Below are 21,903 nucleotides of genomic sequence, written 5' to 3'. Positions count from 1 at the left end.
CCCACAATCGAACAACCCACTCCGGCTACGGCCACCGGCCTGAGCTGTTGAAACCCAATTAGGAGACTTACGTGGCCATCCGCGTCCTACTGGTCGACGACCAGCCGCTGCTGCGTACCGGCTTCCGGATGATCCTGGAGGCCGAGCAGGACATCGCGGTCGTCGGCGAGGCCGGAGACGGCCTCCAGGCCCTCGACCAGGTGCGGGCGCTGCAGCCCGACGTGGTCCTGATGGACATCCGTATGCCTCGCATGGACGGTGTGGAGGCGACCCGGCAGATCACCGGGCCCGGGCGGGACGGTCCGGCGAAGGTGCTGGTGCTGACCACGTTCGACCTCGACGAGTACGTGGTGGAGGCGCTGCGGGCGGGGGCCAGCGGCTTTCTGCTGAAGGACGCGCCGGCCAACGAGCTGGTGCAGGCGATCCGGGTGGTGGCCGGCGGCGAGGCCATGCTGGCGCCGAGCATCACCCGGCGGCTGCTGGACAAGTACGCCACGCATCTGCCCTCCGGGGACGAGCCCGTGCCGGACACGCTGCACACGCTGACCGAGCGCGAGGTGGAGGTGCTGAAGCTGGTGGCCCGCGGGCTGTCCAACGCGGAGATCGCCGCCGATCTGTTCGTCAGCGAGACCACCGTCAAGACGCACGTGGGCCATGTGCTGACGAAGCTGGGGCTGCGTGACCGGGTGCAGGCCGCGGTGTATGCGTACGAGAGCGGGCTGGTGCGGCCGGGCGCGCAGTAGCGGCAGCGGTACGACACGAAGGGCGCCCTCTCGCACGGAGGGCGCCCTTCGTCTGCGTACGGCCGTCGCTCAGCCCTTGCTGAGTTCCCAGAAGCGGAAGACGGTCGACGCGTCGAGGCAGTACTCGAGGCCGTAGACGTTCTGGCGGGTGACCGCGTACTGCTTGGCCTGCCAGACCGGGAGGACGGGCAGCTGGTCGGCGACGATGTCCTGCAGCCTGCCGTAGTCGTTGTCGGTCGCGGCGCGGTCGCTCTCGGCGGCGGTGCGCGGGATGAGGGTGCCGGTGATCGTGCTGTTGCTGTAGTTGTTGCTGAGCACGTTGCCCCGGCCGAAGAAGGGCGCCGTGAAGTTGTCGGCGTCCGGGTAGTCGGGCACCCAGCCCTTCACGTACACGCCGTACTTGCCCTTGGCGATGTCCTTCTCGTACTGGTCGAAGGCGACGGACTTGACGTCGGCGTCGAAGAGGCCGCTGGCGTTGAGCTGCCCCGCGATCGCCTTGAGCTCCTGGTCGGTGGCCGGGCCGTAGCGCGAGGGGGTGGACCAGAGGGTCAGCTTGACCTTGCCGGTGATGCCCTCGTTCCGCAGGGCGGCGGCGGCCTTCGCTGGTGAGGGGCTGGCGCCGTAGGTGTCGAAGAAGGCCGTGTTGTGGCCGGCGATGCCCGCCGGGATGATCGAGTACAGGGGGGTGGCCGTGCCCTGGTAGACGTCCTTAATGAGGGCGTCGCGATCGAGCAGATAGGCGATGGCCTTGCGCACGCCGAGCTTTCCGGCGACCGGGTCCTTCATGTTGAAGACCAGGTGCTGGACCTCGGCGCTGCTGCCCTCGACGACCTCGGCCTTGGAGCTGTTGTCGGCGTTCTCGATGTCGGCGATGTCGCCCGCGCTGAGCCCCCGGTAGGCGATGTCGATGCTGCCGTCGAGCAACGCCTTCTTCAGGGCGGAGGGTTTGCCGTGGAAGAACTGCAGCGTCACACCGGAGTTCTTCGTCTTCGCGTTGCCCTTGTAGTTGTCGTTGACCGAGAAGACGGCCTTGTCGGCGCCGAACGAGTCCAGCTTGTACGGGCCGGAGCCGACCGCCTTGCCGTCCTTGCGCAGCTTGGTCCCCTCGTACTGGGTGTGGTCGACGATGGAACCCGCACCGGAGGCGATCTTGCTCGGGAAGGTGGCGTCGGGCACCTTCAGCCGGAAGACGACGGTCCTGGCGTCCGGCGCCTGGACCTTGTCCAGCATGGGGAACATGATGGCCGGACCGGCGGCGTCGTTGATCTTGAGCATCCGGTCGAAGGAGAACTTGACGTCCTCGGAGGTGAGCGGGTCACCGTTGCTGAACTTGAGGCCGTCCTTGAGGGTGCACCGGTAGACCTTGGTGGAGGTGTCGGTGAAGCCGCACGACTCGGCGGCTTCCGGCTCGGGCTCGGTGCCTCCGTCGGGGAAGCTGAGCAGCGACTGGAAGACGTTGTTGAACAACAGCCAGGAACCCGGGTCGTAACCGGATGCGGGGTCGGTCGCCAGGACGTCGTCCGACATTCCCATGACGACGGACGAGCCGGTCCCCCCGGAATCCGAGCCACCCGTTCCACAGCCGGTCAAAAGGCCGGAGGCCAGCCCCGCCACTACGGGCAGGACTGGCCACTGGTTACGCATGTTCACTGCATGTGCCTTCTCGTCGGGTTCGGAACCCCGGGGCCACACTCCCCGGGCCCCGGGGACGAGAGAGATCAGCCGCTCACGCCACGGCCGAGCTCCCACAGCTGAAGGGTCGAGGAGGAGTTGAGCGCGTACGCGGTCCCCGTGACGTCGCCGCGGGCGGCGACGTACTGCTTGCCCTGCCACAGCGGCAGGATCGGGACGTCGTCGGCGACGATGTCCTGGATCTCGGTCAGGTTGGAGGAGGCCGCCATGCGGTCGGCCTCGCGGCGGGACGCCGGGATGAGCGTGTTGATGATCTTGCTGTTGCGGTAGGGCAGCTTGAGGAAGTTGTCCGTGTCGAGGAACGGCGCGAGGTAGTTGTCGGCGTCCGGGAAGTCCGGGAACCAGCCCATGCCCCAGACGTCGTACTTGCCCTTGCGCTCGGCCGGGACGAAGGTCGTCCAGGGCGAGCCCTGGATGTCGACGTTGAACAGCCCGCTGTCGTTGAGCTGCTTCTGAAGGACCTCGAACTCCTTCTTGGTGCCCGAGCCGTAGTGGTCGGTCGTGTAGTGCAGCGTCAGCTTGACCGGGGTGGTGATGTTGGCGGCGGTCAGCAGCGCCTTGGCCTTGGCGGTGCTGGGGTCGCCGTACTTGTTGAAGAACGAGTTGGAGTGGCCGGTGATGCTCGCCGGGACCAGCGAGTACAGCGGCTCGGCCTGGGTGCCGTACACCTTGGCGACGATCTCACCGCGGTTGATCAGCTGGGCCATCGCCTGGCGGACGGCCTTGTTCTTCACGGTGGGCGCGTTGGTGTTGAAGGCGAGGTAGCGGATCTCCAGACCCGACATCTCGACCAGGTCCTCGTTGCTGTCGGTACCGGCGGACAGCTTCTGGATCTGCTCCGGCGCCATGGTGCGGGTCATGACGTCGATGTCACCCTTGTCGAGGGCCTTGCCCATCGCGTCGGCGTCCGCGTAGGAGATCATGTCGACCTTGGAGTTGTTCACCTTCAGCGTCCCCTTGTAGTGGGGGTTCTTGGTGAACGTGGCCTTGACGATCTCGTCGTTCTTGACCTCGGCGGAGAGGGTGTACGGGCCGGATCCGTCGACGTCGAAGCCGTCGCGCAGCTTGTTCTTCTGGTAGTCGACGGGGTTGATGATGCCCGCGACCGGAGTCGACAGCTTGTACGGGAAGGTGGCGTCCGCGGTCTTCAGGTGGAAGATGACCTGGTTGTCGCCCTGCGTCTCGACGGTGTCGATGGTGTTCAGCAGGGCGGAGACCCCGGAGTCGGCCTTGATGGCGCGGGCGCGGTCGATGGAGTACTTCACATCGGCCGCGGTGATCTTGTCTCCGTTGGAGAACTTCAGGCCGTCGCGCAGCGTGCAGGCGTAGCGCTCGTTGCCCGAGTCGGTGAAGCCGCAGCTCTGCGCGGCCTCGGGCACGGGCTCGCCCTCGCCCTTCGGCTGGATCATCAGGGTCTGCACGGTCTGGCGCAGGATGTTCCAGGTGCCGACGTCGTACGCGTACGCCGGATCGAGCGGCGCGGGTGCGTCCTTCGTGGCGGTGAACCGGTCCGTGGTGCCGACGGCGATCGCGTCCCCGCCGCTGCCGCTGCTGTTGGAACTGCCACAGGCGGCGAGCACGGGCGCGAGCAGGCCGACCACGGCCGGCAGCACCAAAGTCTTGCGGTTCATGCTCGTGTTTCTCCAGAGCTGTTCAGGTCCGTGTATCCGGCATGCAGGGGTGTCGCGGCGGATCACGGGGGTAGAGGCGATGGTTCTCGCGACGAGATTAGTCCGCACCAGCACGGCGGTTCGCAGTCACCGGAGTTGAACCCCCATCACGCAGCGAAACCGGTTGCGGACAGACCGAAAACCCGACCGGGGAAGGATTCGTGCAGCGTTCCATCAATCGGGACACAAGGGCACGTCCTCGCACCCCGAAACGGGGCGAAGAGCACAGCCCGCACGACCTGTCGAGGCCCGGGTGAGTGGGGAACCTCACATTCCCAATCGCAGGGATCGGCGCCGGAATTGGACCATCCATCGCGCTTCGAATTCTTTCGTACACCAGCCCTGGGAATTCATGTCCTATCAGCTCTGCACGCTGGGTGAACGCTCAGCGCATTTCCGTCATCGAGGGGCGATCAGTGGGTGATCAGAGCGTGATCAGTCCGCGCAGAAATGCCAGGTCGACGTCTTCGAGGGAGGTGACGACGGTGCGCCGGGCGGCGGGGGCGATGGGGGCGACGGAGGGCACCACGACCACATGGCAGCCGGCGGCCTCGGCCGAGGCGACACCGGTCGCGGTGTCCTCGACGACCGCGCATCTGGCCGGGTCCACGCCGAGTCCGGCGGCCGCGGTCAGATAGGGGTCGGGGTGCGGCTTGGTGCGCGGCACCTCGTCGCCGGCCACCGACAGGGCGAAGTGCTGGGGGCCCAGCGAGGCGAGCACGCGGTCGATGATGCGCCGGTGGGAGGCGGAGACCAGGGCGGTGGGGATCTCGTACTCGGCCAGTTCGGCGAGCAGCCTGGCGGCGCCCGGCATCAGTGGCAGGGCGCGGTCGATGCGGTCCTCGAAGCCCTGGTTGAGCAGCACCGTGAGCTCGGCGAGGGTGATGTCGGCGCCGGTGGCCTCGATCAGGAACCCCGCGCTGCGGGTCATGGGACCGCCGACCACGACATGGCGCCAGGTGTCGTCCAGGGTGTGGCCGAGGCCGGCGAAGACCTCGACCTCGACGTCCCACCAGAAGCCCTCGGTGTCCACGAGGGTTCCGTCCATGTCGAGGAGTACGGCCTGCAGGGCTGAGCCTTCGGCCGTACGGGTTCCGAGCGCGGGGACCGTACTGGTCATCCGGGCGCACCTCCTTGAGGGGCGAGCAGGCCGGTTCCCGCGCGGGGAACCGGCCTGCAGTGGACCGACCAGTGTACGACTGTTGCGGCCGAAGCGCCTCGTTTATCCGGCGTGGTCCGGGGCACACCGTGTATACCGCCGGGGGCCGCCGTGACGTGCGCCGATGTGCCCTCGGGCGGCCTTTTCGCCGGCCTTTTCGACGGGCTTTCAGCGGGCGTTGAAGTACTTCGCCTCGGGGTGGTGGATCACGATCGCGTCCGTGGACTGCTCCGGGTGGAGCTGGAACTCCTCGGAGAGGTGGACGCCGATGCGCTCCGGCTGGAGCAGGTCCGCGATCTTGGCGCGGTCCTCCAGGTCGGGACAGGCGCCGTAGCCGAGGGAGAAGCGGGCGCCCCTGTACTTCAGGGCGAACATGTCCTCCATCTGGCTCGGGTCCTCGCCGGCGAAGCCCAGCTCCGAACGCACCCGCGCGTGCCAGTACTCGGCGAGCGCCTCCGCCAGCTGCACCGACAGGCCGTGCAGTTCGAGGTAGTCGCGGTAGGCGTTGGCCTCGAACATGCGGGCCGTCTCCTCGCCGATCCGCGAGCCCACGGTGACGACCTGAAGGCCGACGACGTCGGTCTCCCCCGCCTCCTCCGGGCGGAAGAAGTCCGCCAGGCACAGCCGGCGGCCGCGGCGCTGCCGCGGGAAGGTGAAGCGGGTGCGCTCGTTGCCCTGCTCGTCCAGGATGATCAGGTCGTCGTCCTTGGAGACGCACGGGAAGTAGCCGTAGACCACGGCCGCTTCCAGCAGGTTGTCGGTCTGCAGCCGGTCCAGCAGACCGCGCAGCCGCGGCCGGCCGTCGGTCTCGACGAGTTCCTCGTACGTCGGTCCCTCACCGGTGCGGGCCTGCTTGAGGCCCCACTGGCCCTTGAACAGGGCGCCCTCGTCGAGCCAGGACGCGTACTCCTTGAGCTGGATGCCCTTGATGACGCGGGTGCCCCAGAACGGCGGGGTGGGGACGGGGTTGTCGGTGGCGACGTCGGAGCGGACGTGCCCCTCTTCCGGGCGCTCCTCCACCTCGACCGCCGGAGTCGCCCGCACCCGGCGCTGCTTGAGCTCGGGCAGCTTGGCGCCGGGCACACCGCGCTTGACGCCGATCAGTGCGTCCATCAGGCGCAGGCCCTCGAAGGCGTCCCGGGCGTAGCGGACTTCGCCCTCGTAGATCTCGTGCAGGTCCTGCTCGACATACGCCCTGGTCAGCGCTGCACCGCCCAGGATGACGGGGAAGTCCGCCGCCAGGCCGCGCTGGTTGAGCTCCTCCAGGTTCTCCTTCATGATCACCGTGGACTTGACCAGGAGCCCGGACATGCCGATGACGTCCGCCTTGTGCTCGGCGGCGGCCTCCAGGATCGCGGAGACCGGCTGCTTGATGCCGAGGTTGACCACGTTGTAGCCGTTGTTGGACAGGATGATGTCGACGAGGTTCTTGCCGATGTCGTGGACGTCGCCGCGCACGGTGGCCAGCACGATGGTGCCCTTGCCCTCCGCGTCCGACTTCTCCATGTGCGGTTCCAGATGGGCGACCGCGGCCTTCATGACCTCCGCGGACTGCAGCACGAACGGCAGCTGCATCTGACCCGAGCCGAACAGCTCACCGACGACCTTCATGCCGTCCAGGAGCGTCTCGTTGACGATGTCCAGGGCGGGGCGCTCCCGCAGGGCCTCGTCGAGGTCCGTCTCCAGGCCGTTGCGCTCGCCGTCGATGATGCGCCGCTTGAGGCGCTCCTCCAGCGGCAGCGCGGCCAGCTCCTCCGCCTTGCCCGCCTTCAGCGACTTCGCCGTGGCGCCCTCGAACAGCGCCATCAGTTTCTGGAGCGGGTCATATCCCTCGCTGCGCCGGTCGTGGATGAGGTCGAGGGCCGTCTGCACCTCTTCCTCGGAGAACCGGGCGATCGGCAGGATCTTCGAGGCGTGCACGATCGCCGAGTCCAGGCCCGCCTTGACGCACTCGTCCAGGAAGACGGAGTTGAGCAGGATCCGCGCGGCCGGGTTGAGACCGAAGGAGATGTTCGACAGGCCCAGCGTGGTCTGCACGTCGGGGTGGCGGCGCTTGAGCTCGCGGATCGCCTCGATGGTGGCGATGCCGTCCTTGCGGGACTCCTCCTGACCGGTGCAGATGGTGAAGGTCAGGGTGTCGATGAGGATGTCCGACTCGTGGATGCCCCAGTTGCCGGTCAGGTCGTCGATGAGCCGTTCGGCGATCTCGACCTTCTTCTCGGGGGTGCGGGCCTGGCCCTCCTCGTCGATGGTCAGCGCGATCAGCGCGGCGCCGTGCTCGCGGGCGAGCTGGGTGACCTTCGCGAAGCGGGATTCGGGGCCGTCGCCGTCCTCGTAGTTGACGGAGTTGATGACCGCGCGCCCGCCGAGCTTCTCCAGGCCGGCCCTGATGACGTCGACCTCGGTGGAGTCCAGCACGATCGGCAGGGTGGAGGCGGTGGCGAAGCGGCCGGCCAGCTCCTCCATGTCCGCAACCCCGTCGCGGCCGACGTAGTCCACGCACAGGTCCAGCATGTGGGCGCCCTCGCGGATCTGGTCGCGGGCCATCTCCACACAGTCGTCCCAGCGGCCGGCCAGCATGGCCTCGCGGAACTTCTTCGAACCGTTGGCGTTGGTGCGCTCACCGATCGCCAGATACGAGGTGTCCTGACGGAACGGCACGCTCTGGTAGAGGGAGGCGGCACCCGGCTCGGGCTGCGGGCTGCGCTCGGTCGGGGCGAGGCCGCGGACCCGCTCGACGACCTGACGCAGATGCTCCGGGGTGGTGCCGCAGCAGCCGCCGACCAGGGACAGACCGTACTCCCGTACGAAGGTCTCCTGGGCGTCGGCGAGCTCCGGCGCCGTGAGGGGGTAGTGGGCGCCGTCCTTGCCGAGGACCGGGAGGCCCGCGTTGGGCATGCAGGACAGCTGGATGCGCGCATGGCGGGCCAGGTAGCGCAGGTGCTCGCTCATCTCGGCCGGGCCGGTCGCGCAGTTCAGACCGATCATGTCGATGCCGAGCGGCTCCAGCGCGGTGAGCGCGGCGCCGATCTCCGAGCCGAGCAGCATGGTGCCGGTCGTCTCCACCGTCACCGACACGATCAGCGGGACCTCATGGCCGGCGGTCTCCATCGCCCGGCGGGCGGCCAGCACGGATGCCTTGGTCTGCAGCAGGTCCTGGGTGGTCTCGACGAGGAGCGCGTCCGCGCCGCCGGCGAGCAGGCCCTCGGCGTTCTGCTGGTAGGCGTCGCGGATGGCGTTGAACGTGGTGTGGCCGAGGGTGGGCAGCTTGGTGCCGGGGCCCATCGAACCCAGCACCCAGCGCTGCCGACCGTCGCGGGCGGCGTACTCGTCCGCCGTCTCGCGGGCGATGCGGGCGCCGGCCTCGGACAGCTCGGCGACGCGCTCGGGGATGTCGTACTCGCCGAGCGCGGTGAGGTTCGCGCCGAAGGTGTTGGTCTCCACGCAGTCGACACCCGCGTCGAAGTACGCGGAGTGCACCGAGCGGACGATGTCGGGGCGGGTGACGTTGAGGACCTCGTTGCAGCCCTCCAGCTGCTGGAAGTCGTCCAGCGTGGGGTCCTGCGCCTGCAGCATGGTGCCCATCGCTCCGTCGGCGACCACCACTCGGGTGGCGAGCGCCTCACGGAGCGCGGACACACGGGTCCGGCTGTCGGCGGAAGGGGTCAGTGGCGACGAGGCCATGAAGGGGCTCCCTTAGGGTGCGACGGCTGTCGGCTTTGCGCGGTCCGTGGAACTCTCCGCGGTGGGCGCACCCCGCCAGAGTAACCGGGACGGCCGGGGATGGTCAGGGGCGTCCACGGGACGGACGAGGATGACGGGCAGGTCACTCCCGGGATACCAGTGACACAACAGAACCCGACGGATACGGACCGACCATTAGCGGGAGGTCGACATCGACCGGTAGTGTTCGACATTGCCGAACAGCGGCAGCGACGTCGCACGTCGACGGTCGAAGGGGACGGAGGCAGTACGGCGATGGCACGGAACATCCAGTCGCTCGAACGGGCGGCCGCGATGCTGCGGCTGCTCGCGGGCGGCGAGCGACGGCTCGGCCTCTCGGACATCGCCTCGTCACTGGGCCTCGCCAAGGGCACCGCCCACGGGATTCTGCGCACCCTCCAGCAGGAGGGTTTCGTCGAGCAGGACGACGCCTCCGGGCGCTATCAGCTGGGCGCCGAGCTGCTGCGCCTGGGCACCACCTATCTCGACGTGCACGAGCTGCGGGCGCGCGCCCTGGTGTGGACGGACGACCTGGCCCGGTCCAGCGGGGAGAGCGTGTATCTCGGTGTCCTGCACCAGCAGGGCGTACTGATCGTGCACCACGTCTTCCGGCCCGACGACAGCCGTCAAGTGCTGGAGATAGGGGCCATGCAGCCCCTGCACTCCACGGCCCTCGGCAAGGTCCTTTCGGCGTACGACCCGGTCGCGCACAGCGAGGCCATGGAGGCCGACCGCAAGCCCTTCACCGACCGGACCGTGTGCGAGCAGGAGGACTTCGAGCACATCCTCGACATCTCGCGGGCGCGTGGCTACGCCGCCGACGTCGAGGAGACCTGGGAGGGCGTCGCCTCGGTGGCCGCACCCATCCACGACCGGCGGCGGATGCCGGTGGGCGCGGTGGGCATCACCGGCGCGGTGGAGCGGCTGTGCCGGGACGGCGAGCTGCGCCCGGAGCTGATCGCCGCGGTGCGGGACTGCGCCCGTGCGGTGTCGCGGGATCTGGGCGCCGGACGGTTCTGAGAGGCGCGGCGGAACGCAGGAGTGGGCCGGGGCGCCACATGGCGCCCCGGCCTTCGTCGTGCCCGGGCAGCGCCCGGCGGACCGCCCGGTCGGTACGCCGGGTGCTTGTTACCCGTCCGTACGCACCTGACCTGCAAGATCGACAGCTCACAGCAATCGATAACGATCGCATTTTCGCCAACACAGGCCCTTGACGGACACCTGACGCCGGAGCAAGACTCCCGTCCATCGGTCGGCATTGTCGAACACCTACCGGCAATACGCGCTAGAGTGTGACAACGCCAAGGGCCGGTATTCGCTCTCACCCCCGAGGGCAGCTCGAACTCCCGGAGGGACCCGGGGTTCGGTCCCCTGGACGAAGGACAAAGGAGTCGCGGGTGTCCAGCTCCGACATCTTCATCGGCGAGACCATCGGTACCGCCATACTCATCCTGCTCGGCGGCGGTGTCTGCGCCGCCGTGACGCTGAAGGCCTCCAAGGCCCGTAACGCCGGCTGGCTGGCCATCACCTTCGGGTGGGGCTTCGCGGTACTCACGGCGGTCTACACCTCGGCGCCGCTGTCCGGCGCCCATCTCAACCCGGCCGTGACGCTCGCACTCGCGCTCAAGAAGAACGGCATCGCCTGGAGCGACGTCCCGGTCTACTGGGGCGGGCAGCTGCTCGGCGCCGCGATCGGTGCGGCTCTGGTCTGGGTCGCCTACTACGGTCAGTTCCACGCGCACCTCACCGACAAGGAGATCGTCGGCGGTCCGGGTGCGCAGGCCACGGCGGCCAAGGCCGTCGAGGCCCAGGAGAAGGGCGCGGGCCCGGTCCTGGGCATCTTCTCCACCGGCCCCGAGGTCCGGGTCGCCTGGCAGAACGTCGCCACGGAGGTCATCGGCACCATCGTGCTGGTGCTCGCCGTCCTCACCCAGGGCCTCAACGACAGCGGCAAGGGCCTGGGTGTCCTGGGCGCCCTGATCACCTCGCTCGTCGTCGTCTCCATCGGTCTGTCCCTCGGCGGTCCGACCGGCTACGCGATCAACCCGGCCCGTGACCTCGGTCCGCGCATCGTGCACGCCCTCCTGCCCCTGCCCAACAAGGGCGGCTCCGACTGGGGCTACGCCTGGGTCCCGGTCGTCGGTCCCCTGATCGGCGCCGCGATCGCTGCAGGCATCTACAACGTCGCTTTTGCTTAAGAGCACCAGCCTTCACCGCACTTAAACAGCACCGCGCCGTACAGACAGCCCCTATCCAAGGAACTTCAGGAGCACACCGTGACCGACGCCCACACCGCCGGCCCCTTCATCGCCGCGATCGACCAGGGCACCACCTCTTCCCGCTGCATCGTCTTCGACCGCGACGGACGTATCGTCTCCGTCGACCAGAAGGAGCACGAGCAGATCTTCCCGAAGCCGGGCTGGGTCGAGCACGACGCCAACGAGATCTGGACCAACGTCCAGGAGGTCGTCGCCGGAGCCATCCAGAAGGCCGGCATCACCCGTGACGACATCAAGGCCATCGGCATCACCAACCAGCGCGAGACCACGCTGCTCTGGGACAAGAACACCGGTGAGCCCGTCCACAACGCCATCGTCTGGCAGGACACCCGCACCGACGCCCTGTGCAAGGAACTCGGCCGCAACGTCGGGCAGGACCGTTTCCGCCGCGAGACCGGTCTCCCCCTCGCCTCCTACTTCGCCGGCCCGAAGGCCCGCTGGCTGCTCGACAACGTCGAGGGGCTGCGGGAGCGCGCCGAGGCGGGCGACATCCTCTTCGGCACCATGGACACCTGGGTCATCTGGAACCTGACCGGTGGTGTCGACGGCGGCAAGCACTACACCGACGTCACCAACGCCTCCCGCACCATGCTGATGAACCTGCACACGCTGGAGTGGGACGAGAAGATCGCCGAGTCCATCGGCGTCCCGCTGGCGATGCTGCCGGAGATCCGCTCCTCCGCCGAGGTCTACGGCGAGATCAAGGGCGGAAAGCTGGGCGATCTGCTCGGCGGCATCCCGGTCGCCTCCGCGCTCGGCGACCAGCAGGCGGCCCTGTTCGGCCAGACCTGTTTCGCGGAGGGCGAGGCCAAGTCGACGTACGGCACCGGCACCTTCATGCTGCTGAACACCGGCGAGAAGATCATCAACTCGTACAGCGGCCTGCTGACCACCGTCGGCTACCGCATCGGCGACGAGAAGCCGGTCTACGCCCTCGAGGGCTCCATCGCCGTCACCGGTTCGCTGGTGCAGTGGATGCGCGACCAGATGGGCCTGATCTCCACCGCCGCAGAGATCGAGACGCTCGCGCTCTCGGTCGAGGACAACGGCGGCGCCTACTTCGTGCCGGCCTTCTCCGGTCTGTTCGCCCCGTACTGGCGCTCCGACGCCCGCGGTGTGATCGCCGGCCTGACCCGGTACGTCACCAAGGCGCACCTCGCGCGCGCCGTCCTGGAGGCCACCGCCTGGCAGACCCGTGAGATCACGGACGCCATGACCAAGGACTCCGGCGTCGAGCTCGCGGCCCTCAAGGTCGACGGCGGCATGACCTCCAACAACCTGCTGATGCAGACCCTCTCGGACTTCCTGGACGCGCCCGTGGTGCGCCCGATGGTCGCCGAGACGACCTGCCTCGGTGCCGCCTACGCCGCCGGTCTCGCCGTCGGCTTCTGGACCAGCACCGACGACCTGCGTGCCAACTGGCGCCGGGCCGCCGAGTGGACCCCCCGCATGGACGCGGAGACCCGCGACCGTGAGTACAAGAGCTGGCTCAAGGCCGTCGAGCGGACGATGGGCTGGCTCGAGGACGAAGAGAGCTGACGAGGGCTCCGCATAGGCCCTCGAAAGCTCTGATGAGGAGTAAGAACCCGAAATGACCAGTCAGTCCACCCTGCAGTCCGTGCCTGCCCTGGGTACGCGCCCGGCCTCCGGCTCCAACCCGAGCCGCGCCGAGACCCGGGAGCAGCTCGCCAAGGCGTCGTACGACCTCCTCGTGATCGGCGGCGGCATCCTGGGCATCTCCACCGCCTGGCACGCCGCGCAGTCCGGCCTCAGGGTGGCGCTGGTCGACGCCGGCGACTTCGCCGGCGCCACCTCTTCCGCCTCCTCCAAGCTGCTCCACGGCGGTCTGCGCTATCTGCAGACCGGCGCGGTGAAGCTGGTGGCGGAGAACCACTTCGAGCGCCGTGCGGTCTCTCGTCAGGTGGCCCCCCACCTGGCGAACCCGCTCACGTTCTACCTCCCCGTGTACAAGGGCGGGCCGCACGGCGCTGCGAAGCTCGGGGCGGGCGTCTTCGCCTACTCCGCGCTCTCCGCGTTCGGTGACGGCGTCGGCCACCTCCTGTCGCCCGCGAAGGCGGCGCAGGACGTGCCCGAGCTGCGCACCGAGAACCTCAAGGCCGTCGCCGTCTACGGCGACGACCAGATGAACGACGCGCGCATGGCGCTGATGACGGTCCGCGCGGCCGTCGAGGCGGGTGCGGTCGTCCTGAACCACGCCGAGGTGACCGGCCTCCGGTTCACCAAGGGCCGGGTGACCGGCGCGGACCTCAAGGACCGTACGACGGGTGACGAGTTCGGTGTCAACGCCCGTCTGGTGCTGAACGCGACCGGTCCGTGGGTCGACCACCTGCGCCGCATGGAGGACCCGAATGCCGCGCCGTCGATCCGGCTGTCGAAGGGCGCGCATCTGGTCCTGAAGCGGACCTCTCCGTGGAAGGCCGCGCTCGCCACCCCCATCGACAAGTACCGCATCACCTTCGCCCTCCCCTGGGAGGACATGCTGCTTCTCGGCACGACCGACGAGGAGTTCGAGGGCGACCCGGCGGACGTCTCGGTCACCGAGAAGGACATATCCCAGATCCTGGACGAGGCCGCGTTCTCCGTCCGGGACCAGCAGCTCAGCCGTGACCTGATCACGTACTCCTTCGCGGGTCTGCGGGTGCTGCCCGGCGGCCCCGGCGACACGGCGAAGGCCAAGCGCGAGACGGTGGTCACGGAGGGCCGCGGCGGGATGCTGTCCGTCGCGGGCGGCAAGTGGACCACCTTCCGGCACATCGGCCGTACGGTGATGCAGAAGCTGGAGGCGCTGCCGGGCGCGCCGCTGGGTGACGACTTCGAGCCCATCTCCTCGCTCCCGAAGAAGCTGCCGCTGCCGGGTGTCGCCAACCCGCGTGCGGTCGCCCACCGGCTGCTGGTGGACAACCCGGCGCCCGGTCCGCGGATGGCCGCCGACACCGCCAAGCACCTGGCCACGCACTACGGTTCGCTGTCCTTCGACATCGCCCGCCTCGCCAATGAGAACCCGGAGCTGGGCGAGCGTGTCCACCCCGACGCTCCGGAGATCTGGGCGCAGGTGGTGTACGCCCGGGACAACGAGTGGGCCGAGACGGCGGACGACGTGCTGCGCCGTCGCACGACGCTGACGATCCGGGGCCTGGCCACGGACGAGGTCCGCGCCAAGGTCCAGGACCTGCTCGACAAGAAGTGACCTCGCGTCGGCCCCTTCCCTGACCAGGGCCGGCACGATCGGGGACCGGTCCCTCTCCCCTAGGGGCCGGATCCGCGAGAGGGGCGACTCCGCGCCGACGGAGCCGCCCTTTTCGCGTGTGCCCGTCGTTGTCAGTGGCGGATGTTTTCATGGGCGCATGAACATCGATCAGGCCACTGCCGAGGATCTCGCCGCGCTCCGTGCGGCGTTCGGCGTGGACGACGGCGGGGAGTCGGCGCTCGGCTGGGAGGCGGTGCGCGCCTTCGAGGCGGAGCACGGGGTGGCGCTGCCGGAGCCCTACCGGACGTTCGTGGCGGAGGTGTTGGACGGATCGTTCCAGGGGCCGCCGGAGTACGGGCTTCTGGGGCTGGCCGAGTTGCCCGACGACTGGGGGGACGACGGGTCGGGCCGGAAACCGGGCGAGCCGTTCCCGCTCACCGCGGCATGGCTCTGGGAGGAGGACGAGGGACCGTACGAGGACCCCGAGGCCGCCATCGAGCGTGTCCTCGGCCACGGGTCGGTCGTGCTGGGGACCGACGGGTGCGCGATGAACTGGCATCTCGTCGTCAGCGGCCCTCAGCGCGGGCACATATGGCACATCACCGATGTGGGCGCGATGCCGTTCGGCTCGGAGTTCGGCTTCACGACCGCCGAGCCCGGCTTTGCCGGCTGGGTGGCGGCCGGCAAGGAGTGGTTCGACGCCCCGTCAGCCCAGTGAGGCGACGAGCTCGCGTACGGCTGCCACGTACGCCAACTCCTCGCGGCGCAGGATCAGTTCGCGTCCCAGCAGCAGGGCACGCCGGAACGCCGGTAGCGGTTCCGCCAGGGTCGTGAGGTCGGTCAGGTGGGCGAAGCCGATGATGCGGCGGATGACTTCCGTGCCGGCGTAGCCCAGTGACTCCGTCCAGATGCGTCGTCGAAGAAGGTGCCACACTCGGGTGGGCCACAGGCGGCGGAACTCCGTCTCGAAGGCCTCCCCAGGAGGGGCTGAGCTTGTCGGCGTGGTCGGACAGGGTGCCCAGCGCGCGTGCCCGTTCCTCCGAGACCAGGGCGTTGGCCCAGTACAGGCTGAGGTCGAAGCCGGTGTGCAACCTGGAACCCGGGTGCGGAATCGCGCCGGTGCCCCGGCTGCTCGGTGCCGGAGTGACCGTCGGGCTCGGCACCGACGGAGCCGTCAGCTCCAGCACGCCGGACGTGCTGGGGGCGGTGCGCCAGGCGGCCCTGGTCCACAAAGCGGGCGGCGACGCCACGGTGGTCGGCACCGAGCAAGCCGTACGCATGGCGACGATCGAGGGGCCGGGGGCGTTGGGGCTCGCCGACCAGCTGGGCTCCCGTCAGGCGGGCAAGCGGGCCGACCTGATCGTCCTCGACCTGGGCGCCCCGCACCTGCGGCTGCTGCACGACGCTTGGTCCACGCTCGCGTATGCGGCACACGTCGACGGACGTACCGGACACCGTCGTGGACGGGCGGGTGCTGATGCGGGACCGTGGCCTGAGGACTCTCGACGAGGGCGCCGTCCTCGCCGACCTGGAGGTTCTCGCCCTGAGCTGAGCATTCGGCACCCCGTTCAGCCCACTGAACCCCCATAATGAGCTGATACATCGGATGTCTGAACGACAGGTCTGAACGACAGGGAGGCCGCCCATGGCAGTCACCGACGAGGCGATCGAGAAGATCAAGGGAATGATCGTCTCCGGCGCGCTGCGCCCCGGCGACCGGCTGCCCAAGGAGAGCGAACTGGCCGCCGAGCTGGGCCTGTCCCGCAACTCCCTGCGGGAGGCCGTGCGGGCCCTGTCGCTGATCCGGATCCTGGACGTGCGGCAGGGCGACGGAACGTATGTGACCAGCCTCGATCCGCAGCTGCTGCTGGAGGCACTGAGCTTCGTCGTCGACTTCCACCGCGACGACACCGTGCTGGAGTTCCTTGCGGTGCGCCGCATCCTGGAGCCGGCCGCCACGGCGATGGCCGCGTCCAGGATCAGCGAGCAGCAACTGGACGCGCTGTCGGCCCAGTTGGAGAAGCTCGGGGACACCCCGTCGGTGGAGGAGCTGGTCGCCTGTGACCTCGACTTCCACCGGGGCATCGTGCAGAGTTCCGGCAACTCGGTGCTCTGCTCGCTGCTGGACGGCCTGTCGGGGCCGACCACCCGGGCCCGCATCTGGCGCGGTCTGACCCAGGAGGACGCGGTCAGCCGCACCCTGCACGAGCACCGGGCGATCCTGGCCGCCCTGCGCGACCGGGACGCGGAGGCCGCGCGGTCCTGGGCGACGGTGCACATCGCGAGCGTGGAGCAGTGGCTCCGCTCGACGCTCTGAGCGGCTTCCCGCACGGGGGCCCGCGACGGCGATCATGGGTGTTCGAGGGCCCCGGACGGGGCAGTGATCCGTTCACTCCCCCGTGCAAGGGGGCTGCTGGCGCCCCCGCGGAACGCCGTAAGGTTGTGTGGTCAAGCGAGGGCACGTCGGAAGGAGGCCTGGGTGATCGAGCTCGAGGGGGTTCCCGAGCTGATCGACCCGGTCATGGTGGCCGCGTTCGAGGGCTGGAACGATGCCGGCGACGCCGCCTCCACCGCGGTCGCGCATCTGGACAGGGAGTGGAAGGGCGAGGTGTTCGCGGCGCTGGACGCCGAGGACTACTACGACTTCCAGGTGAACCGCCCCACGGTGTGGATGGATGCGGGCGTGCGCAAGATCACATGGCCCACGACAAGGTTGTCGGTCGTCCGTGTCGGCGGCGAGAAGCCGCGCGATCTCGTACTCGTCCGAGGTATCGAACCGTCGATGCGGTGGCGCTCGTTCTGCAACGAGCTGCTGGGCTTCGCGCACGAACTGGGTGTGGAGCTGGTGGTGGTGCTCGGCGCCCTGCTGGGCGACACCCCGCACACCCGGCCGGTCCCGATCAGCGGCACCACGTCCGACGCGGACCTGGCGCAGCGCATGGACCTGGAGGAGACCAAGTACGAGGGTCCGACGGGCATCGTCGGCGTCCTCCAGGAGGCCTGTACGCACGCCGGTGTGCCGGCGGTGTCGCTGTGGGCGGCCGTGCCGCACTACGTGTCGCAGCCGCCGAACCCCAAGGCGACGCTGGCCCTGCTGAACCGCCTGGAGGACCTGATCGACGTGCGCATCCCGCTGGGCGAACTGCCCGAGGACGCGCGCGCCTGGCAGGTCGGCGTGGACCAGCTGGCCGCCGAGGACAGCGAGGTCGCGGAGTACGTCCAGACGCTGGAGGAGGCCCGGGACACCGCGGAGCTGCCGGAGGCGTCGGGCGAGGCGATCGCCCGCGAGTTCGAGCGCTATCTGCGGCGCCGGGACGGCTCAGGTCCGTCCAGCGGCGGACACGCGACCGCGGACGGCAGCGACAGCACGTCGTATCTGCGGGACAACCCCAGCGGTCGTACGAAGCCGCCGAAGCCACCGAAGCCGGGGCCGGACGACGAGGAGTCGTCGGAGGACTAGCCGGGTCGACCGAGTTGAGGGCGGTGCGCAGCTTGCGCACCGCCCTCTTTGCGTTCTGTCGCCCCGCGCCATGGCTGTCGCCCCGCCCCACGACTGACAACTCTGCAGTCTTTGGCCGGTTTGCTACGTGACATCTGTTTCAGGACGGATTGCACGCGCTACCCAATTCAACTTGTTTTCAAACCGAGTTGGTGAATACGGTCTGGACGCCTCGCCGAGACCGTGCTTGGTTGTGCACCGATGGCGCACCCGCACGGACCGAAGGGAGCGGTACCGATGAGCGACCAGGTACAGCCGGCGCAAGGGCCGGGAACGTCCGGGCCGGGGCCCGACGGAGCGGGATTCACCTATCGAGGAGCCGAGCGGGAACTGATCGTCGTCGCCCGTCCCGAGGCCCGGCTGCGCGCCCAGGCCGAGGGTGTCCGCTCGGCCGCGGGAGCCGACGTCTCCGCTCTGAACATGTTCCTCGGCGATGAACAGCTGGCGCTGGAGCCGCTGTTCGGCAGCGAGGAGCGGCTGCAGCAGTCCGCCGCCCCGAGCGAGGGCAACGTGCCCGATCTCGCGATGTTCTACCGGGTGCGCGGCGGCGAGAGCCGGGCGGAGGAGCTGCGCTCGCGGATCGCCGCGCTGCCGGGCGTCGACACGGCGTACATCAAGCCCGGCGCCGTACCGGCGTCCCTGGCGGAGGAGAGCGGCCGGCTGAAGGAGGGTTCGCCCGTCACCCCCGACTTCAGCAGCCGGCAGGGCTATCTGCGCCCCGCGCCGGAGGGGATAGACGCCCACTGGGCATGGCAGCGCCCCGGTGGGTCGGGTCAGGGGGTGACGGTCATCGACGTCGAGGGCGCCTGGCAGTTGGGCCATGAGGACCTGGCCGCCAAGCTGGCCGGCGTCGTGGTCGGCACCCCGCTGACCGACCTCGCCTGGCGCAACCACGGCACCGCCGTGATCGGCGTGATCGGCGGCGGCCCCGGCGAGTACGGCGTCAACGGCATCGTGCCCGAGGCGGTGACCGCCGCCGCGTCCGTCCAGGGCATCGGCACGGCGGCCGCGATCCATGCGGCGGCCGACCGGCTCGGCCCCGGCGACGTCGTACTGGTCGAACTGCACCGCCCCGGACCGCGGTTCGAATACGCCGAGCGCGACGACCAGCGCGGCTATGTCGCACTGGAGTGGTGGCCGGACGACTACGCGGCCATCCGGTACGCCACCGCCAAGGGCGTCCTCGTCGTCGAGGCGGCCGGCAACGGCGGGGAGTCGCTGGACGACGCGGTCTACGAGCGCCGCCCGGACGAATTCCCCCAGTGGTGGCGCAACCCGTTCAATCCCTCCAACCAGTCCTCCGGTGCCGTCCTGGTGGGCGCGGGCGCACCGCCGCCCGGCACGCACGGCCGCGATCACGGCCCGGACCGCTCCCGGCTCGCGTTCTCCAACTACGGCGCCCGCCTTGACGCCCAGGGCTGGGGCCGCGAGGTGACGACCACCGGCGGCTTCTGGGACAAGCCCGGCGATCTGCAGGGCGGGCCCGAGGAGATCGCCTGGTACACGGACACGTTCTCCGGTACCTCCGCCGCCTGCCCGTTGGTGGTCGGCGCCCTGGCCGCGCTGCAGGGCATGCTGAAGGCGGCCGCCCAGCAGCCGATGTCCCCGGAGCGTGCGCGGGCCGTGCTGCGGGCCACGGGCTCCCCGCAGCAGGACGCGCCGGGCCGGCCCGCCTCGCAGCGGATCGGCAACCGGCCCGACATCAGGGCGGCGGTCACGCATCTGCTGCCGGAGGCGGTCGGCTCGGGCCAGGCCGAACGGTACTGGGACGAGCTGCTGCCCTACCCCCGTGAACTCCCGCCCAGGCTGAGGCTGTTCGTGGCCGGTGCCTGGCGGAACCTGAACCACCCGTCCCCGGAGATCCGCCAGGCGGTGCACTCCGCCTTCGCGGGGGGACGGCCCGACGTCCGAGTGTGGTTCTCGGACGACGAGATCGTCGGCCTGGTCGTCACGGGCTGACGAATCCCAACCATCAAGGGAAGGTGACACCCGTATGAGCACCACCCCGCAGATGAGCCAACTGGGACAGCAGCAAGGCCAGCAGTTCCCGAGCACGTCGCCCTACCAGCAGTACCAGCAGCAGCCGTTCGGGCAGCAGCAGCAGCCCATGGGTATGGGCGTGGGCATGGGTTCGCTGGAGCAGCTCCAGCAGCTCGGCCAGCAGCAGCCCTTCCAGCAGCTGCTGCAGCAGCTCGGCCAGCACCAGGGCTACGGTCAGCAGCAACAGCAGCAGCACGAGCAGCAGGTGCAGCAGCAGCTCCACCAGATCGCCCAGGTCGCCGTGCAGCACGTTCAGCAGCAGGTCCAGCAGCAGGTGCTCCAGGCGGGCATCGCGGACGGCTACATCGACGTCGTGCAGCCGCTGCCGGGCCAGCCCAGCCTGATCGCACTGCGCATCCAGGGCCAGTTCAGGATCTTCGCCAACCCGAACCCGCAGACCCATGACCAGGTCCAGGAGGCGTTCGCCTTCGGCCACCAGGTGGTCGGCATCTGGGACTCGGGCTCACCGAACGTCCTGCGCAGCATCCAGGTGCGCAGGATCTGACCGGGCCCGATGACACGAGGGGCGCTTCCTCCGCGGAGGAAGCGCCCCTTTCCCGTGCCTTGGTGACCACAAGGCTGTGGTGACTACAGGGCCACGCCCAGCAGAGCGTCCACCGCCCGCGACACGACACCGGGTGCGCCGATGTCCGTACCGCCCTCGGTGTCCTGCAGTGCGGCCCAGCGGTCGACCGCGGCGAGCGCGGCCGGGGCGTCCAGGTCGTTCGCGAGGGCCTCGCGGATCTCCTCGACCAGGGCCTCGGCGGGCGGCCCGTCGGGCCGGGAGACGGCGGCGCGCCAGCGCCCGAGCCGCGCCACGGCGTCCTCAAGGACCTGGTCGGTCCACTCCCAGTCGGAGCGGTAGTGGTGGGCGAGCAGCGCCAGCCGGATCGCGGCCGGGTCCACCCCGTCGCGCCGCAGCTTGGAGACGAAGACCAGGTTCCCCTTGGACTTGGACATCTTCTCGCCGTCGAGGGCGACCATGCCGGCGTGGACGTACGCCTTGGCCATGGGGAACTCGCCGGTCAGCACCTGGGCGTGCGAGGCGCCCATCTCGTGGTGCGGGAAGGCGAGGTCGGAGCCGCCGCCCTGCACGTCGAAGGTCATGCCGAGGTGGTCCAGGGCGATGGCGACGCACTCGATGTGCCAGCCGGGGCGACCGCGGCCGAGCGAGGCGCCGTCCCAGCTGGGCTCGCCCTCGCGGGCGGCCATCCACAGCATCGGGTCGAGGGGGTTCTTCTTGCCCGGACGGTCCGGGTCGCCGCCGCGCTCGGCGGACAGCAGCCGCATGGCCGCCGCGTCCAGGCCCGAGACCTTGCCGAAGTTGGGGTCGGACTCCACGGAGAAGTAGATGTCGCCGTCGAGTTCGTAGGCGGCGCCCGCGTCCCGCAGCCGCTCGACGAGCGGCACGATGCCGGGTATCGCCTCGACCGCGCCTATGTAGTGCTGCGGCGGCAGCATCCGCAGCGCGGTCATGTCCTCGCGGAACAGGGCCGTCTCCTGCTCGGCGAGGGCGACCCAGTCGACGCCGTCGCGGTGCGCCCGCTCCAGCAGCGGATCGTCCACGTCGGTGACGTTCTGGACGTACTGAACCTGCCGCTTGGTGTCGAGCCACACGCGCTGAACGAGGTCGAACGCGTTGTAGGTCGCCGCGTGACCCATGTGGGTCGCGTCGTACGGCGTGATGCCGCAGACGTAGATACGGGCGACGGGACCGGGGTCGAGGGAGACCAGACCGCCGGTCGCGGTGTCGTGGATCCTCAGGTCGCGGCCCTGACCAGGCAGGGCGGGGACCTCGGAAGCGGGCCAGGCATGCATGTCATGAGCCTAACCGGACGGAAGTTCCGTATACGAACCGGACCGGGCCGGATGGCCGGTAAGGCCCTCTTG

General features: G+C 69.5%; 15 protein-coding genes and 2 pseudogenes. 11 read left to right on the top strand and 6 right to left on the bottom strand.

Annotated features, from left to right (window positions below):
• Positions 1-71 precede the first annotated feature (71 nt).
• Complete coding sequence (locus tag ABD355_RS31980; protein WP_099927643.1) at positions 72-743, top strand: response regulator; 672 nt, start codon at positions 72-74, stop codon at positions 741-743.
• A gap of 69 nt (positions 744-812) precedes the next feature.
• Here ABD355_RS31980 and ABD355_RS31975 read toward each other — a convergent pair whose 3' ends face one another.
• The 4 genes from ABD355_RS31975 to metH form a co-directional block, all read right to left on the bottom strand.
• Complete coding sequence (locus tag ABD355_RS31975) at positions 813-2,393, bottom strand: ABC transporter substrate-binding protein (RefSeq protein ID WP_344404334.1); 1,581 nt, start codon at positions 2,391-2,393, stop codon at positions 813-815.
• Between the two features lie 68 nt (positions 2,394-2,461).
• The gene (locus ABD355_RS31970) at positions 2,462-4,066 is read right to left on the bottom strand and encodes an ABC transporter substrate-binding protein (protein ID WP_344404333.1); all 1,605 of its coding nucleotides are present in this window, start codon (positions 4,064-4,066) and stop codon (positions 2,462-2,464) included.
• Between the two features lie 463 nt (positions 4,067-4,529).
• Positions 4,530-5,225, bottom strand: a complete 696-nt coding sequence (locus ABD355_RS31965) for an HAD family hydrolase (RefSeq protein WP_344404332.1) — start codon at positions 5,223-5,225, stop codon at positions 4,530-4,532.
• A 207-nt stretch (positions 5,226-5,432) separates the two neighbouring features.
• A complete protein-coding gene (gene metH / locus ABD355_RS31960) occupies positions 5,433-8,948 on the bottom strand; it encodes a methionine synthase (RefSeq protein ID WP_344404331.1) in 3,516 nt (1,171 codons plus the stop codon).
• 294 nt (positions 8,949-9,242) lie between these two features.
• On the opposite strand from metH, the gene ABD355_RS31955 reads away from it, so the two are divergent.
• The 5 genes from ABD355_RS31955 to ABD355_RS31935 all read left to right on the top strand — a co-directional run bounded on the left by ABD355_RS31955 (position 9,243) and on the right by ABD355_RS31935 (position 15,192).
• Complete coding sequence (locus ABD355_RS31955; protein WP_344404330.1) at positions 9,243-10,007, top strand: IclR family transcriptional regulator; 765 nt, start codon at positions 9,243-9,245, stop codon at positions 10,005-10,007.
• A 377-nt stretch (positions 10,008-10,384) separates the two neighbouring features.
• Complete coding sequence (locus tag ABD355_RS31950; RefSeq protein WP_344404329.1) at positions 10,385-11,185, top strand: MIP/aquaporin family protein; 801 nt, start codon at positions 10,385-10,387, stop codon at positions 11,183-11,185.
• A gap of 78 nt (positions 11,186-11,263) precedes the next feature.
• Positions 11,264-12,805, top strand: a complete 1,542-nt coding sequence (gene glpK, locus ABD355_RS31945) for a glycerol kinase GlpK (RefSeq protein WP_344404328.1) — start codon at positions 11,264-11,266, stop codon at positions 12,803-12,805.
• Between the two features lie 52 nt (positions 12,806-12,857).
• Positions 12,858-14,474 carry a glycerol-3-phosphate dehydrogenase/oxidase gene (locus ABD355_RS31940; RefSeq protein ID WP_344404327.1) on the top strand — a complete coding sequence of 539 codons (1,617 nt, stop codon included), beginning with the start codon at positions 12,858-12,860 and terminating at the stop codon, positions 14,472-14,474.
• Between the two features lie 157 nt (positions 14,475-14,631).
• Positions 14,632-15,192, top strand: a complete 561-nt coding sequence (locus ABD355_RS31935; RefSeq protein WP_344404326.1) for an SMI1/KNR4 family protein — start codon at positions 14,632-14,634, stop codon at positions 15,190-15,192.
• Here the strand turns inward: ABD355_RS31935 and ABD355_RS44755 are convergent.
• Positions 15,181-15,556: pseudogene (locus ABD355_RS44755) on the bottom strand (S-methyl-5-thioribose kinase); the annotation flags it as partial. The gene ABD355_RS31935 and the pseudogene ABD355_RS44755 sit on opposite strands and share 12 nt — an antisense overlap.
• Between ABD355_RS44755 and ABD355_RS31925 the strand changes: the two are divergent.
• The 5 genes and pseudogenes from ABD355_RS31925 to ABD355_RS31905 form a co-directional block, all read left to right on the top strand.
• Positions 15,555-16,026: pseudogene (locus tag ABD355_RS31925) on the top strand (amidohydrolase family protein); the annotation flags it as partial. The pseudogenes ABD355_RS44755 and ABD355_RS31925 overlap by 2 nt on opposite strands.
• 93 nt (positions 16,027-16,119) lie before the next feature.
• Positions 16,120-16,791, top strand: a complete 672-nt coding sequence (locus ABD355_RS31920) for a FadR/GntR family transcriptional regulator (protein ID WP_344404324.1) — start codon at positions 16,120-16,122, stop codon at positions 16,789-16,791.
• 162 nt (positions 16,792-16,953) lie between these two features.
• Complete coding sequence (locus ABD355_RS31915; RefSeq protein ID WP_115909161.1) at positions 16,954-17,934, top strand: PAC2 family protein; 981 nt, start codon at positions 16,954-16,956, stop codon at positions 17,932-17,934.
• A gap of 276 nt (positions 17,935-18,210) precedes the next feature.
• The gene (locus ABD355_RS31910) at positions 18,211-19,932 is read left to right on the top strand and encodes a S8 family peptidase (RefSeq protein WP_344404322.1); all 1,722 of its coding nucleotides are present in this window, start codon (positions 18,211-18,213) and stop codon (positions 19,930-19,932) included.
• Positions 19,933-19,966: 34 nt separating this feature from the next.
• Positions 19,967-20,518 carry a hypothetical protein gene (locus tag ABD355_RS31905; RefSeq protein ID WP_344404321.1) on the top strand — a complete coding sequence of 184 codons (552 nt, stop codon included), beginning with the start codon at positions 19,967-19,969 and terminating at the stop codon, positions 20,516-20,518.
• 83 nt (positions 20,519-20,601) lie between these two features.
• On the opposite strand, the gene mshC is transcribed toward ABD355_RS31905, so the two are convergent.
• Positions 20,602-21,831, bottom strand: a complete 1,230-nt coding sequence (gene mshC / locus ABD355_RS31900; RefSeq protein WP_344404319.1) for a cysteine--1-D-myo-inosityl 2-amino-2-deoxy-alpha-D-glucopyranoside ligase — start codon at positions 21,829-21,831, stop codon at positions 20,602-20,604.
• Positions 21,832-21,903: the final 72 nt, after the last annotated feature.

The organism is Streptomyces longisporus (assembly GCF_039532765.1).
GTDB lineage: Bacteria > Actinomycetota > Actinomycetes > Streptomycetales > Streptomycetaceae > Streptomyces > Streptomyces longisporus.
This window is presented reverse-complemented; position numbering and strand designations above follow the sequence as displayed.